Annotated in this window: 8 protein-coding genes; 1 reads left to right on the top strand and 7 read right to left on the bottom strand. The window is 39.7% G+C overall.

What is annotated here, in order from left to right; all coding sequences use genetic code 11:
• Positions 1 to 56: 56 nt before the first annotated feature.
• From aceE to CXF74_RS12510, 6 genes are all read right to left on the bottom strand, one after another.
• Positions 57 to 2,720 carry a pyruvate dehydrogenase (acetyl-transferring), homodimeric type gene (gene aceE / locus CXF74_RS12555; protein ID WP_101082777.1) on the bottom strand — a complete coding sequence of 888 codons (2,664 nt, stop codon included), beginning with the start codon at positions 2,718 to 2,720 and terminating at the stop codon, positions 57 to 59.
• Between the two features lie 724 nt (positions 2,721 to 3,444).
• Positions 3,445 to 4,194 (bottom strand): pyruvate dehydrogenase complex transcriptional repressor PdhR, encoded by a 750-nt coding sequence (gene pdhR / locus CXF74_RS12550; protein ID WP_101082776.1) that lies wholly within the window; start codon positions 4,192 to 4,194, stop codon positions 3,445 to 3,447.
• Between the two features lie 346 nt (positions 4,195 to 4,540).
• Positions 4,541 to 9,328 (bottom strand): NAD-glutamate dehydrogenase, encoded by a 4,788-nt coding sequence (locus CXF74_RS12545; protein ID WP_101082775.1) that lies wholly within the window; start codon positions 9,326 to 9,328, stop codon positions 4,541 to 4,543.
• A gap of 430 nt (positions 9,329 to 9,758) precedes the next feature.
• Positions 9,759 to 12,659: a glycosyl hydrolase family 18 protein gene (locus CXF74_RS21970; RefSeq protein ID WP_157822400.1), complete on the bottom strand. Its 2,901-nt coding sequence runs from the start codon at positions 12,657 to 12,659 to the stop codon at positions 9,759 to 9,761.
• Positions 12,660 to 13,048: 389 nt separating this feature from the next.
• The gene (locus CXF74_RS12515; protein ID WP_101082774.1) at positions 13,049 to 13,327 is read right to left on the bottom strand and encodes a hypothetical protein; all 279 of its coding nucleotides are present in this window, start codon (positions 13,325 to 13,327) and stop codon (positions 13,049 to 13,051) included.
• 184 nt (positions 13,328 to 13,511) lie between these two features.
• A complete protein-coding gene (locus CXF74_RS12510) occupies positions 13,512 to 14,231 on the bottom strand; it encodes a hypothetical protein (protein WP_101082773.1) in 720 nt (239 codons plus the stop codon).
• 363 nt (positions 14,232 to 14,594) lie between these two features.
• Between CXF74_RS12510 and CXF74_RS12505 the strand changes: the two genes are divergently transcribed.
• Positions 14,595 to 15,611, top strand: coding sequence for an ABC transporter substrate-binding protein (locus CXF74_RS12505; RefSeq protein ID WP_101082772.1), 1,017 nt, complete (start codon positions 14,595 to 14,597; stop codon positions 15,609 to 15,611).
• Positions 15,612 to 15,696: 85 nt separating this feature from the next.
• Here CXF74_RS12505 and CXF74_RS12500 read toward each other — a convergent pair whose 3' ends face one another.
• A complete protein-coding gene (locus CXF74_RS12500) occupies positions 15,697 to 15,897 on the bottom strand; it encodes a hypothetical protein (RefSeq protein WP_232772514.1) in 201 nt (66 codons plus the stop codon).
• Positions 15,898 to 16,645: the final 748 nt, after the last annotated feature.

The raw sequence follows: 16,645 nt of genomic DNA, 5'->3' as shown, positions 1-16,645 counted from the left end.
TAATCTTCCTAATTAATCAATGAGCACAGTTTTGTTTGTGCTCATCTTAAGTTGGTTTATGCAAACAGAGGATTAACTTTGTTTGTATCAATATCAAACTTAGCAATCGCTTCTGTTACTACAGATGCTTTAATATCACCACGTTTTGCAAGTTCACTCAGAGCAGCAACAACAACATAACCCGCGTTCACTTCAAAGTGACGACGTAGGTTTGCACGGCTATCTGAACGACCGAATCCATCAGTACCTAATACTTTGTAAGTATCAGATGGGATAAATGCACGTACTTGCTCTGCATAGTTTTTCATGTAATCCGTTGCTGCGATTGTTGGTGCATCACCTAATACTTGTGTGATGTAAGCAACTTTGTCTTCAGCTTCAGGGTTTAACATGTTTTCACGTTCTACATGCTGACCTTCACGTGTTAATTCATTGAATGAAGTAACAGAGAATACATCAGATGCAACGTTGTATTCTTCGCTTAGAATTTGCGCCGCTTTAGTCACTTCGTTCATAATAGTACCAGAGCTCAATAATTGAACTTTAGTGCTACCAGCATATGATTTAAGTTTGTAGATACCTTTACGGATACCTTCTTCAGCGCCTTCAGGCATTGCTGGCATAGCGTAGTTTTCGTTCATTACTGTTAAGTAGTAGAAAACGTTTTCTGGGTTATCGCCATACATACGCTCAATACCGTGTTGTACGATAACAGCAAGCTCATAAGCAAATGTTGGGTCGTAAGAGATACAGTTAGGAATCGTATTTGCTTGAATATGACTGTGGCCATCTTCATGCTGTAGACCTTCACCATTTAGCGTAGTACGACCAGCAGTAGCACCTAATAGGAAACCACGTGCTTGTTGATCGCCCGCTAACCATGCCATATCACCAATGCGTTGGAAACCAAACATTGAGTAGTAGATGTAGAATGGAATCATTGGTAAGTCATTAGTACTGTATGACGTTGCAGCAGCAACCCATGAAGACATAGAACCTAGTTCGTTGATACCTTCTTGAAGTACTTGACCCGATACCGCTTCTTTATAGTAAGAAACAACACCGCGATCTTCTGGTGTGTATTCTTGACCATCTGGGTTATAAATACCCACTTGGCGGAATAGACCTTCCATACCGAATGTACGTGCTTCATCACAGATAATTGGAACGATGTTTTTACCGATACCTTTATCTTTTAATAACACGTTTAAGATACGTACGTAAGCCATCGTTGTTGAGATATCACGTTTTTGCTCTTGTAAAAGAGGCGCAAATTTCTCAAGTGTAGGTACTTCTAATTTACCACTAAACTGAGGTGAACGCTTAGGAGTGTAACCTAATAACGCATCACGACGAGCATGTAAATATGTATGCTCTTCAGTGCCTTCTTCTAACGTTAAGTACGGTAGTTCAGCAGCTTTTTCATTACTTACGATATCTTGTAGACCTAGGCGATCACGTAGACTCTGAATATGAGACTCGTTCATCTTCTTCACGCCGTGAGCAATATTTTTACCCTCAGCGGCAGCGCCCATGCCGTAACCTTTAACTGTTTTAGCAAGAATAACCGTTGGTTTACCCATCGTTTCTTCTGCATTTTTGAAAGCAGCAAACAGTTTAGATGAATCATGACCACCACGTTTCAGAGCAAAAATCTCATCATCAGTCATGTCTGCAACTAGTGCAGCTGTTTCAGGGTATTTACCAAAGAAGTTTTCACGCACGTATGCGCCATCTTTAGATTTAAATGTTTGGTAATCACCATCAACGGTTTCATCCATTAATTGTAATAATTTACCTGAAGTATCTTTAGCAAGTAGTGCATCCCAGTTACCGCCCCAGATAACTTTAACAACATTCCAACCAGCACCTGTAAATAGGCCTTCTAGTTCTTGAATGATGCTACCGTTACCCATAACAGGACCGTCAAGGCGCTGTAGGTTGCAGTTAACTAAGAAACATAAGTTATCTAATTTTTCACGTGAAGCGAATGATAATGAACCACGAGATTCCGGCTCATCCATCTCACCATCACCTAGGAAAGCATAAACACGTTGTGCAGTTGTGTCTTTAAGACCACGACCGTTCAAGTATTTTAAGAAACGTGCTTGATAGATAGATGTAATTGGACCAAGACCCATAGAAACTGTTGGGAACTGCCAGAATTCAGGTAATAGTTTTGGATGCGGGTATGAAGGAAGACCTTCGCCATCGACTTCTTGACGGAAGTTATCAAGTTGAGCTGCCGATAAACGACCTTCAACAAATGCACGCGCGTAAATACCAGGAGAGATATGACCTTGGTAATAAACTAAATCACCACCATCCGTTGCATTTGCAGCACGGAAGAAATGGTTAAAACAAACTTCGTAGAAAGCAGCGGCAGACTGGTAAGAAGCCATGTGGCCACCTAAGTCTAAGTCTTTCTTAGAAGCACGCATAACAATCATGATCGCGTTCCAGCGAATGATTGAACGGATGCGTTGTTCAAGTTTAAGATCACCAGGGTAAGCTGGTTGCTTGCTAACAGGGATTGTATTTACATAATTAGTGTTAATACCGTGTGGTAAGTTAACACCCTCTACACGCGCTTTTTCCATTACTTTTTCAAGAATAAATTGTGCGCGTTCAGAGCCTTCATCTTCAAGAATATCGGCTAGTGCTGCAAGCCATTCTGAAGTTTCTTGTGCATCAATATCACTGTTTAAGATGTCAGTCATGACACTTTCCTTCTTTGTACTTAAGTATCTTAGCCGTAGGCTAAGCGTTTAATTTGTAACTATTTAGATTCACCCACTACCTGTGGTTAATGCCAAGTGGCAATAAGTAATCTAAATAATTACCCATGTTGATTCTTTTAAATTTATCCACGTACATCACTGAACGTGTTTTTACACTGTAACGATTTAGATTCACCTACTACTAACAAATGGTTAATACCAAGTGGCAATAAGTAATCTAAATAGCTATTAGCTGACTATCCAATGTGATTCTTTAAATTTATCCACGTAATATCACTAAACGTGTTTTTACCATGTAACGTGTTTTACTATGTAACGATTTAGATTCACCAACTACTAAAAATGATTAATACCAAGTGGCAATAAGTAATCTAAATAGCTATTAGCTCACTATCCATGTGATTCTTTAAATTTATCCACGTACATCACTAAACGTGTTGCTGCTATATAACTATTTAGATTCACCAACTACTAACAAATGGTTAATACCAAGTGGCAATAAGTAGTCTAAATAGCTATTAGCTGACTATCCAATGTGATTCTTTAAATTTATCCACGTAATATCACTAAACGTGTTTTTCCACTATAACGATTTAGATTCACCAACTACTAACAAATGGTTAATACCAAGTGGTAATAAGTAATCTAAATAGCTATTAGCTCACTATCCATAGTGATTCTGCTATTTTTAAATAATGTAGATTTAAAAACGCCCTAATTCGCGTTTAAAAGAGCTTTCTTCACGTAACATGACTGAACGTGATTCTTCAATGTAGATAAGGTGTTGTGCTGATGCTTTTTGTGCAACTAAAGGTTGCTTAGAAAGAATGGCTTCCAGCAACTGTAGACGATGTTGATGAATTTTTTTAGCGACTTCAGGATAATCATAAAGTTGCTTAACATTGTCTGAAATGTTTTTTTCTAATAAAGGTTTGATACCACGTGCTAAATGCAAGAAAACCACATTACGAGATGCTTCAATAACCGCTAAATAAAACAAAGCAACACTTTGAATCTCAAGCTCTAAGTCATCATTTTTTTGCGCATCTTCAATGGCAGCAAAACAATGTTTTATTTTATCGAAATCTTCAGCTGTTCCACGAAGCGCTGCATAATAAGCAGAAAAACCTTCCAAAGCATGGCGGAATTCAAGCAAATCATATTGCGATTCAGGGTGGGTATTTAATAATTCAAAAAGAGGATCGGTTAATTTCTCACGTAATGCTTCTTTAACGTAAGTGCCTCCACCTTGACGACGTGTTAATAGCCCTTTTGACTCTAAGCGCTGAATGGCTTCGCGTAAAGAGGGACGAGAAACATCAAATTGCTTAGCAAGTTCACGTTCTGCAGGTAGCTTTTCGCCTAACTCAAGCGAGCCATCTAAAATCATACTTTCAATGCGATCTTCTATTACATCAGCTAATTTAGGTTGCTTGATTTTTGCGTAAGCCATGGTGCCCTTTATTATCAAGTTGTAAAGTGGTATTACCAATTTACGATATACAGAGAAATTAACAATTTTTTTAACATCTGTCTAGCAAAGTTTGATCTGACGCAGGTAACAAAGTGTCATTTGGTATGAATTTGAACAGTAAATGACAAAAAGTTAAAAATGGTAATACCAATTTAACTTTTTTGTTAAACGTTTGTTGAAATGGTTAATAATCTAAAAAACATAAAATGCTTATTAAGCCAACAAAGACGGCCCAAAAAAGACGCCACTTGCAGTGTTTAAACTGCAAGTGGCGTTAACGGTTAAGTGTATTTAATTCGCTTAATAGTGCGCGCTCAATAGACAATTAACTCTGCGAAAGATCCATCAGTTCGCGTAAAGCAACCTGACACATACTAAACTCTGGTTTATTAACCGCCATAATCGCTTCGGCCATACGTTGCCAGCGCTCAGAAAGAATATGATGCGAGGTATGCCATTCTACAAATGCATCACCAATATCAACTCCCTCTTTCACTTTTTCTAAAATACCTTTACTAATGCGCAACTGTTGCCATTCAAGATCATCGCGCATTGCTTCGCGTGCTAATGACTGCCAGTGACTATCACCCGGTAACAAGTTAAGCTGCTTGCTGATATCAAACAGTTTTAACGACTCGCCACTGTGGAAATAAACACGTAATGCCTGTTCTGGTTTCACCGCTGCTTTTTTAGCAATTGAGATAACCCCTAACATTGCATAAATTTGATCACTACTTGCTAGTGAGGCAGCTAAAGCAGTTGGCACATTATCTTCCACGAGACAATCAATCACCTCTTTCCTGTGGGTTACTGAACTGCCAATTAATAACTCATCAAATTGTGCCACTAGTTTTTGCAAAGGCGCTTGGTAACATTTAACTAATTTACCGGTGTCTAAATCCGCACGATGATTACGTACTAACCAACGTGTAGCATGACGCACCATACGTTTTAAACGTTCAATGAGAACGCTTTGTACTTCAGTGCTAATAATATTATCTAGGTCTTCAATCGCTTGTAATGTTTCACTCATTGAGAAAATATCACGGGCAGCGACCCAAGCTTTACTGACATCTAAGAATGAACAACCGGCACTCGCCATAATACGGTAAGTAAAAGTAGGCCCCATGCAGTTAAACAGATCGTTACTCACTTGTGTGGCTACGATTTCAGTGACCAGTGGATGTTGATGCACTTCTTGTTGGTATTGTTTAACCAAAGAAGCAGGGAATATTTTTTCTGCTTCTTTTAGTAAGTACGGATCATCGGCTATTTTTTCATGCGCTAATGCTTCCTTAAGCTCGTTTTTAGCATACGAAAGCATTACAGAAATACTTGGACGGGTTAAACCGCACTCTGTGCTCTTATACTCATTTAAGACATCATCGCTCGGAATAAATTCTAATGAACGATTCAGTTTGCCTTTGTCTTCTAAGTCAATAATCAAACGTCGGAACTCTTCAATACGTTTGTAGCTATCACCGAAAGAAAGACTAATGGATTGCGCTTGGCGATAATTATTAGCCAATACAATTTGCGCCACTTCATCGGTCATATTAACCAGCCAAACATTACGCTGCTTAACCGTTAAATCACCTTTTGAGACTAATTTATCTAATAATATTTTAATGTTAACTTCTAAATCTGAACAGTTAACACCGGCCGCATTATCAATCGCATCGGTAAAGCAATGCCCGCCGTTAAGAGAATATTCAATACGCGCGAGTTGTGTAAAGCCTAAGTTCCCGCCTTCACCTACCACAGCACAACGTAACTCTGCACCATCAATACGTAAGACATCGTTGGCTTTATCACCTACGTCTGCATGGGTTTCTGTTTCACCTTTAACGTAAGTCCCAATACCCCCATTCCATAACAAATCGACCTGCGATTTAAGTAACAGTGTAATAAGCGCAGTTGGTGTTATCTCTTTTTGGTAAATATCAAAACGCTTCGCCATTTCAGGGCTAACACTAATTGATTTAGCACTACGTTCAAAGATACCGCCACCTTTAGAAATAAGCTTTTTATCGTAATCATTCCAGCCTGTTCTTGGCGTTTCAAATAAACGTAATCGCTCTTTAAAGTTAACTTCATTATCCACTGGTGAAGGGTCAATAAAGATGTGTAAATGGTTAAACGCAGCCAGTAATGAAATACACTTAGAACTCAGCATACCGTTACCAAAAACATCCCCTGCCATATCACCAATGCCAATAACGGTAATAGGTTTCGTTTGTACGTCTGTGCCTAACTCGCGGAAATGACGCTGTACACTTATCCACGCACCACGCGCGGTAATGCCCATTTTCTTATGGTCATAACCATTACTGCCACCCGAAGCAAAAGCATCGTTAAGCCAGAAATTTCTATCGGTTGCTAATTCGTTAGCGATATCAGAAAAAGTAGCCGTGCCTTTATCGGCTGCAACCACTAAATAAGGGTCGTCACTATCGTAGCGAACAACATCAAGCGGTGGAATAACTTTGCCGTTATCCAAATTATCAGTGATGCTCAGTAACGCACTGATGAAAATTTTGTAACAACTAATTCCCTCAGTCATGAAGGCTTCTCTGTCCATTTCAGCAGTCAGTTGCTTAGCAACAAAACCGCCTTTTGCACCAACAGGTACAATCACAGCGTTCTTAACTTGCTGTGCTTTTACTAGCCCTAATACCTCAGTACGGAAATCTTCTCCCCTGTCTGACCAGCGCAAGCCACCACGTGCCACTTTACCACCGCGCAAATGCACACCTTCAACACGAGGTGAGTAAACAAAAATTTCATAATTTAAGCGCGGTAATGGGATTTCAGTCAGCAGGCTATGATCAAATTTAAAACTAAGGTAATCATGGCTTTCACCATTATTAGTTTGATAATAGTTACAGCGTATCGTCGCCATAATCAGCTCTACATACTTGCGTAATACTCTGTCTTCGTTAAGGTTTTTAACATCATTTAATGCATTTATTATTTTATCTTGTAGCTTTTCTTGCTTCGCCAAATCACCTGCTTTTTTAGGATCAAAACGTAAACTAAACAGTGTCACAATTTCTTTCACTAATTTATGGTGATCTAATAACGTTTTTGCAATCGCCGACAGGCTGAAACCAAAACGTAACTGTTTTAGATATTTAGCATAAGCACGTAACATGCTTATATCTCGCCAATTTAGGCCAGCACCTAAGATCAATTTATTGAAAGGGTCATTATCTGTTTTTGCATACCAAACAGATAAAAAGGCATCGGCAAAACGCGCTCTGTATGCTTCAGGGTCAAAGTGTTTCACTTGAGAATAGAGTAAAGTGAAATCATATAACCAAAATGATTCCTCGCCGATTGGCGTCACTTTATAAGGATATTCTTCAGCAACTTTAAGGCCCATATTTTCTAAAATAGGAATCAAGTCAGATAACAGCAAAGAACCATCTTGATGGAACAGTTTTAACTTAAGTTCACTGCTATTAGGCTCTATTGAGCGATAGAAACGTAAGGTCATTGAACGTTTTTCATCGTTATACAAAGACTCAATACGCTCAATATCAGCAACTGCAACGCGCGAACTAAAACCGTCTTGGTAGCTACTAGGAAAAGCGTCTGCATATTTCTTGGTTAATTTAATGCCCGTCTCTTCGCCAAACTGCTCAATCAACGCATCGTGTAATTCATCATCCCAATGTCGAGTTAACTGCTTCATTCGCTCTTGAATCGCTTTCTCTTCTAATACCTGATTAAGCGGCGACTTAAGACGCAATACAACACGTAAACGCGCTAGATTTGATTCACTGAGGTAGGTTTGAAAATCAATATCTTCTACCTCTAAAGTACGGCAAATAAGACCTTCAAAAGTACGTCTTACTTCGGTGCTATAAATATCTCGTGGTACGTATAACGTAGCAATCACAAATTGTTTGTTACCCGCACAACGCATGAATAGTTTTAATTCTTTGCGTTCCTGTGCATGTAATACTTCAACCACATTATTGAGTAATATCGCTTCGTTACAAAGCAGAAGATCTTCCACCGGGAAAGTATAAAGAATTTGCGACAACTCTTTAAAGTAATGACTACCCTTGCTATAGCTAGATTTCGCTAATACATTACTTATTTTATGACGCACAATCGGAATATCTTTAGGTGTTCCGCTATAAACCGATGACGTGTATAAACCGATAAAGCGGTAACCAGAAATGAGCTCCCCTTGATCATTAAATCGTTTGATATAAATAACATCAGGATAGGCAGGACGATGTACCATCGCACGTTGCGAGGCTTTACTAAAATGAATGAGCGATTGTTTCTGTAGGGTATCAAACAACTCAAAAGGCAGTGGATCTTGTAAAAAATCATCGCGCTTTAATAGGCCCAGTTGGCTATTCGCCACTAAATGAACCCCATCTTCTTTAACAATAAACTGATCGCAACCAATAAACGTAAAGTGATCATCAAGTAACCAAGTTAAAAATGTTTGCTGCTCTTCGATATCTTTAATTTGTGGGCTGAATTTGTCGCTCTTATTTTGCTTAAGCGCACTTTTAACCAATTTACTTAATACACTAAAATCATCAACCACTAAACTAACATCTAATAATGCGCTTTCGATGCTACTTTTGATCTGCTCTCGTTCAGCATTCGAACTGGTATGATCGACTTCAAAATAGAGCACTAACTCTTCTGCTGATTTTGCAGTGAGTGAACTCAGTTTTCCTGATTTAGAACGTTCACTTGATATTTCGCTATAAAAAACGCGATGTAATTTAATATTTAATTCATTGAGTACCAATTTTAAGGTATCAATAACAAAAGGGATATTACGACAAACAACACTAATAACAGTATGTGCGGACTGCCATTCATCCTGTTCTACATCAGGATTGAAGACTTTGACTTTCGCGCTATCGCCCTTACGCACAAGCACTTCGCGCCATAGTGAAACAGTCAATCCGTTAAGATCATCCTGTGGAATTTGGGCAAGGTCTGTAATAGATACATCACGATAAACGCTGTTAATAAACAGCTGTAATGTTTTTTGATCTTTGTCTGAAAAGTGTTTTTTTAGCTGGGTAAAGATTTGCTCTAAAATATCATTTTTTTGGTTGAGAGTAGAAGTCATCTGTATCACCTGTTTTTATAAATCGCTAGACTTACAACATAGTGATAAATCAACTATTTTACAAACATTTATGATAAAAAAAAGGGGCTGTATTTTGCTATTCTTTTTTGCCCTCCTTTATACCTAAAACAGCCTCTTTTAGTGTTGTTAGAAACGTGAAGCGAGTCTTGTTTTTTACAATTTCCTATAAACAAAAATATGTTATAAGACGTATAAAAAAGGGAGTAAAAATGCACTCCCTTTATCAAACTAGTTAATAAGATTAACTATTATTTTTCAGATGGTCGACCGGCTGTTTTACCAGCAACCTTAAATGTGAAGCTTAAGTTGCTGGTACAGGCTTTTTCCTGAATCAATCACTAAATAAAAAACATAAAAAAAGGGAGTGCAAATGCACTCCCTTTATCAAACTAGTTAATGAGATTAACTATTATTTTTCAGATGTACGACCGTATGTTTTACCAGCAACCGTAAATGTGAAGTTTGTAGGGACAGGCATTGGCATGTACAGACGAAGTGCAATCGAAATTGTTTCACCTGGTAACCATTGTGGCGCGCCCCAACCTTCTGCTTTAAGCTGTGCAGAGAAACGGTGGAAGTCGTTTGATAGACCGCCAACATTACCCATGCTCAGACCCGTTTCTGCGATATTATCAACAGACCATTTAACACCAGAGTACATATCAACTAAGTTAACGATTCCGTTACCTGATGGTACTGCATAAGGTTTCAATGTATCTGCGATTTGCGCATTCATTGGTACAGCTGGAGATGCATTAAACGCGATAGCAGCACCAGACAAATCTACGTCAGAGTTGTTCGTTAGTTTAAGTGCGATTTGGATTGGGTAGTTATCTTCACCTTTAGGTAAGTAACCTACTAAGTCCGCATCAACATCAACAGTTTCCATTGGGATAACGAAGTTCTCATCACCGGCTTTAACACCATATGGAGCGGCTGTTTTAATCATGTCGTAAGCAGTATCAGTTAATGTGCTACCAAAGTAATGGTAACCTAAACCGTTTTGCTCTGGCGTCGAGTAATCACCCGCCATTTCCCAGAACATAATACCACCAGCGCCTTGGTCGATTGCGTATTGAACTTTAGCTTTGAATGATTTTAAGTTTTCAGTTGAAAGGAAAACTTTCTTCTCTTCATTCCATAACCATGAAGCTTGTGCAACTTCATCATAGTTCTCAACATATGTACCAACGTTAGCTTTAGCAGCTGCATCAGTATAAACCTTCACGTAACTCGCATTATTTTTATCAGGAGAAACATCTTGGTCAACATTTGATGGATGGTATACATCTACGTAAGGAGTTGGTAATCCAGCGCGTAAGTTTTCAACGTGCCAAATAGGGTTTGCACCAGCAAACATTTCTTTACCCATTGCATCGCCATCAAACCATAGGTTATCAATACCTTCAGCGCCGTAACCACATGGAGCACCCGCTTTAGGGCTTAGAGCATCAGGACCTAAGTTGCCACCAGTACCTAAATAACATTCTTTCTGATTTGGTAATGAAGCTAAACCGTTAAGACCGTTAGTACCGCCTTCAACTTGTTGGAAACCACGTGTGTAGTAAGGAAGACCGATGTTAATACGACCACCAGCAAGCGCTGTACGGAAGTATTTGAAAGACCAATCAATATTCAAGTAACCTTGACCATTGTAGTATTTCGCATCGCCACCTTCGTAGATACCCGCATCTTTGATTTCAGCATCAGTACCGTTGTCAAACAATGCAGCATTGTGACCTGCAAAGTGATTCCATGCACCGTGTAAATCGTAAGACATGATATTTACGTAATCTAAGTATTGAAGTGCTTGGAAACCTTCAAAACCACGTAATAAATAACCCGATGAAGGAGAAGCGATAGTTAGCATGTAATGCTCTTTATCTGCAGCACCTTGCATATCAAGTTCTGTACGTAATGCTTCCATTAGCGCCATGTAACCGCCCCATAGTTTCCCACGGTGCATGTTAGAGACAGACCAATCATTTGGATGACCCGCATCAGACATTGAAGATGGGTATTCGTAATCTATATCGATACCATCAAAGTCATATTGGTTAACAAATTTAGCGGCTGATTTAGCAAATTTATTGATAGCAGCATGGTTGATTTCACCCGTTGCATCATCAATTGTTAAGCTGTAGAAACCACCATCCATGTAACGACCAGCGTCATCGAAGTGAGCTCCTGTTTCAGCCCAACCACCAACAGAAAGTAATAACTTAACGTCATTTTTCTTAGCGTATTGGTTTAATAAGTTAAAGTGACCTTTGTACGGTAGTGATGGGTCCATTGCATTTTCAGCACCTTCCCAAGTCATACCTGTCGCAGGGTTTTTCGGATCTGTTGTATCACCAATAGAAACTTCGCCTTGCTTATCAATATGTGCAAATGCGTAGTTAATATGCGTCACACTATCCCAAGCAACATCAGATGCTAGGAATGAAGGTTGACCGTTTGCACCGTTTCTCCATGACGTAAAGTAACCGATAATACGACGTGGATGATCAGCACCCATGATTTCACGACCTTCTGTATCATAAACAGTACAGTAAGGTGTGTTTGCGCCAGGGACAACAAATAAACCATCAGGACGACATACATCATCCGGGTTTCCGCCAGTTACTGGTGGAGTAGGTGTTACAACTGGAGTCGGTGTTACTACTGGTGTAGGCGTTACAACTGGAGTCGGCGTTACAACTGGAGTCGGCGTTACTACTGGCGTAGGCGTTACTACTGGAGTAGGTGTTACAACTGGTGTAGGCGTTACAACTGGAGTCGGTGTTACTACACCACCACTTGTCAGTGTCCAAACACCCCAATCACCTGTAGTACCAGGCTCTTGCCCTTTCGTCCACCAACCAGCAACATAAGTAGAACCGTTATGGGTCACTTCATCGCCAGTATTATAAACACTGCTCGCATCCCATCCATTACCTGTTCTAGGTGGAGGCGTAACCACTGGTGTAGGTGTTGCTACTGGAGTTGGTTCAGCAGTAGCAACTGAAGTTGGCGTTACTACTGGTGTAGGCTCAGGAGTTGGTTCAACTGTTGGCACTGAAGTAGGCGTTACAACACCACATTCGGCAGTTGTCCAAAACCACGTTGCAGATGCACTTGGTGTTTCCCAAGTACCTGGATTGTTTTGAGCTTCGTAACACTCACCTTGGTATGTAACAACGTCGCCATTAGCAACCTTTGTTTTACCAGGAACAAACTCTGTAGCAGCTAGTGCTGAAGAGCTCGCAAAAACACCGACACTAAATAAAGCAATTGAAACTGCTTTTTTTGTTGGAGTAAATGTAAACATTTATATCTTCCTTGATTAAAATAAAGAGAACATTTAATCAAGCAAAGGAAGTCACAAAAGAACAGAGTAAAATAGAGAGGAGAGTAACCGATAGGGAATAGATCTATTCCGCTAAAATTACACTATCAATATCTTCCTTGACTCCGATAGTTTAATGATTGTTAACTAAAAACACTTCCTGTGCTTAATAAAAAGCTGAATTAACAGATCCAATATACCCTTTATAAGGTAGAAATCAAGTCAGATAAATATCAACCCAAGGGTTTGATTGTAAAAAAGAGATCGCAGTCTCTTTTTTGAATTGTTGGCTGTTCTCAGCGAGTTGCGACATGGTTTATATCAACACTGTCAGCCTAACCTTTCATTGTTATTGTTTGTATAGAGAACTTTCAATTCGTCTTTATACGCAGAAGTAACCAGTACGAGACAAGCTCGTTTGAGGAAGTTGTTAATACGTTTAGCGTGATTTCGCCTATGGCGACTTCATTTTCTTTAGCGAGTAAAGAAAACAGAAGCAAAAGAAAGCTCGCCACTGCCATTTTTTTATCTTGCACGTCCTGATTGCTTAAACGCATCGGCTCAAACAGCACATCCTTGTGCTGACTGAGCCTAGGCCTGACAAAGGGCACGCAGAGCTTAACCCTCCTCATGACACTATGCTGTCGCATAATTCGTTCCATGCAGGCTCTTGCTAAGCAATCAAGCCTTAGCAAGAAAAATGGAAGGGGTAATTGTGTACGCATTGCTTGACGAATGACTGCTCAATATTAAAGGCCTACGCATGAGAACTTTACTTATAAAATTCAAAATGAAAGACCTACCCGAATGGCACTGCCCCCCAACACATCCTAATTATGCGTTCTTATTCCAATGCGCTAGCAGTTGATTATATTGAAACTGATCTTTCTTAACACCGTTGCCATGCTTATAAGCCAAACCAAGTAATAATGCTGAATAAGGGCTGGTAGACTGGATAGAAACTAATAAAGGGATAGCGCGATCATAGTTTTTTTTCTCATAGTAGTAATATCGGGCTAATTGCGCAGTCGCAAGATCCGCTCCTTCACCTGAGAAGTTTCGTGCTAACTCCCAATGATAAATGATTAGAGACCAATCTTTATCTTTATCATTTTTATCCAAGGCTTTAATTAAAACCCCCATTCGGAAATGCGCGAGGCCAACTAATTCGGTACTGGCATAATCGTGTTCAAGCAACATCTGGTAATATACGACCGCTTTTTTGTAAGTACACTTAATAACTAGCGCCCCAAATGTACCAGGTAAACTACGCCCAAAAAGGTACATGTCGGCGGCTTCTTCTATGCAACCAAGATCCCCAACTTCTGCACCTCGAACAATACACGTTTGTGCATCGGCTCGTGAGGTATCCTTGGCATGCCTATCCATTTCTTTTTTTGTCAGAGTTTGCTCTTCATTATTGATACGTTCGCCAGAGTAGCCACCCGTAAATACAAGCTTGGCAAATGCAAGGCCAGCTTCGTGATTTTCTTCTTCAACCGATAGTCTTAGCAACTCTTTACCGTCTTTACGTTTTACTAGGTCGCTTATCATTTTTTAGTTCTCTTTTTGTAAGTTGGTAGGGGAATTGGCAATAATCAATGGTATCGGTATATTAACACCGCAGCCATTCTTATAAACCAATTGATTATGTTGAATAAGGACTTGTAGACTGAATAGAAGCTAACAACGGCCGACAGTCGAAACCTCTGTGAGGTAAGATTAAAAAATGATTGGATGAGCTTGACGAACGATAATGCAAAATGAAAGACCAGCCCCCATCCACACCGTAATTAACTAACTGAATTTGAATGATAAGTTAACATTTTTAACTAAAGTTTAAACTTGCCTTTAAAATAGTGAAGTACAATACTGTCATTTATATTCAATACACCAAGTTTAATTTGAGGTTTTATTATGCTTAAAAAAGCTCCCTTAGCATTGCTGTTAACTATGGCTTCTTTCAATTCTTTCGCGGCAAATGATACGCTTGCTGCTGAATGCGGTTCAGTGACTATCGCTGATATGAACTTGGGTAGTGCCACCTTAGTTGCTAATATTGATGCGTTTATCTTAGAACATGGCTATGGCTGCGATGTTGATATTGTGCCGGGTAATTCAACGATAACAGCCACATCAATGATTGAAAAAAACACCCCAGATATCGCACCTGAATTTTGGACTAACCAGATCAGATCGACATTGGCGAAAGGTGGTGAAGAAGGCCGCATTGTTGTTGCCGGTGATTTACTGTCTGATGGCGCGGTGTCTGGTTTTTGGGTACCTAAGTATATGGTCGAGAAAGATCCGTCTTTAGCAACGCTTGCTGGTATTAAGGCCAATGCTAAATTATTCAAGCACCCAGAAGACCCAAGCCGTTCTGCTTTCATGGCTTGTCCTGCGGGCTGGACTTGTCAGATATCAACGACTAACTTATTCAATGCTATGAATCTGGCTGATTACGGCTTTGATTTAGTTGATCCAGGTTCCGGCGCTGGCTTGGCTGGTTCTATGGTTAAAGCGTATGAAAATAAAGAAGCGTGGTTCGGTTATTACTGGTCACCAACGGCAATCATGGATAAGTACGATATGGTTCGCGTTGATTTTGGTACTGGGTTTAACCGTGAAGAATTCGAGAATTGCACCATCATCGAAGACTGTGAAAACCCGAAAGTAACGGATTATCCAGCAGCGCCAGTACAGAGTATTGTGACTACAGATTTTTCTAAGCGAGAGCCTGCAGTGATGCAATATTTGTCTAAACGTGCATTTACCAATGCTGAAATGAATCAGCAGTTGGCATGGATACAAGAAGAGCAAGCCGATGGTGATTACGCTGCAGAACACTTCTTATTGAATAATAAAACGATATGGAGCCAGTGGTTACCCCTGGACGTAGTGAAGAAAGTTGAAACTGCATTAGCTGATTTATAATCAATAGATCTCATTGATGTAGTGAAATTGCAGATGTAAGCATAAACAAAGGAAGCTGAAATGCTTCCTTTTTAACGAATTTTTATTAGCTAGATAATGTTTGTTGTCGCGCTGATAACAAACCTTGATAAATCGGGTCACAAAACTCAGTGACTTCTTCGCTATTCGCTGACTCGAAACTTGAATCCCATTTTACGATTGTCCCTTCATTTCTATCTAACAGTTTCACCACGCCAAAAAACACTAAAAAGGTAGGACCCCCATAACTTGCACACAATAAAATCAAGGCATTACATCTAAAACCTTCGTTAGGTGCGGAATCTATGCAGCTTCACAAATCCCGTTTGCATTTTTCTAGCTCAATGAATTCCTTTAGCAAGTGACGACATGGATGTCGTCGCTAAGTTCGGTTCTGCGCAGGGATGCGCAGTCCGAACTGGTGCGATTTAAAGGGATTAATTGAGTTAGATAAAAAATGCTCGGGCGGTTTTCTTTTGGTTCTGTTTTCTTTTGGTTCTGTTTTCTTTAGTCCGTACAAAGAATCTTGCTAATCCAGACTGCGAAACATGTTTTGGTGCTGGATTAACTACTCGACGACAGTCGAACCCCCTGTGAGGTTAGATTAAAAAATGATTGGATGAGCTGACGAACAAGGGACTCAAAATAAAAACTAAAGATTAAAGACCTTACCCGAATGGCACTGCATTAAGCTATAAACGCAATATTTTCAGGACATTAAAGGTCAGAGTAAATTTAATGCCTTTGGTAAATCAACCTAAAAACATGAACTTAATGGGTTAACTTGAATTCGCTCTCTCCCTGTAAAGCCTATTATCTATAGCTTTTAGGCTTAATGCAGTGCCATTCAGACCTTACCCTCTCTACTATAAAAGATATTATAAAAAGTGACCAGTGCGAGGCAAGCTCGCTTAATGCCACTATTTATACGTTTAGTGTGGTTCCGCCTCTCGGCGCCTAGCGGTTACAGAACCGAAACATGTTTCGCAGTCTGGATTAGCGAGCTTCCTTTAACG

Source organism: Psychromonas sp. Urea-02u-13 (genome assembly GCF_002835995.1).
Lineage (GTDB): Bacteria > Pseudomonadota > Gammaproteobacteria > Enterobacterales > Psychromonadaceae > Psychromonas.
This window is presented reverse-complemented; position numbering and strand designations above follow the sequence as displayed.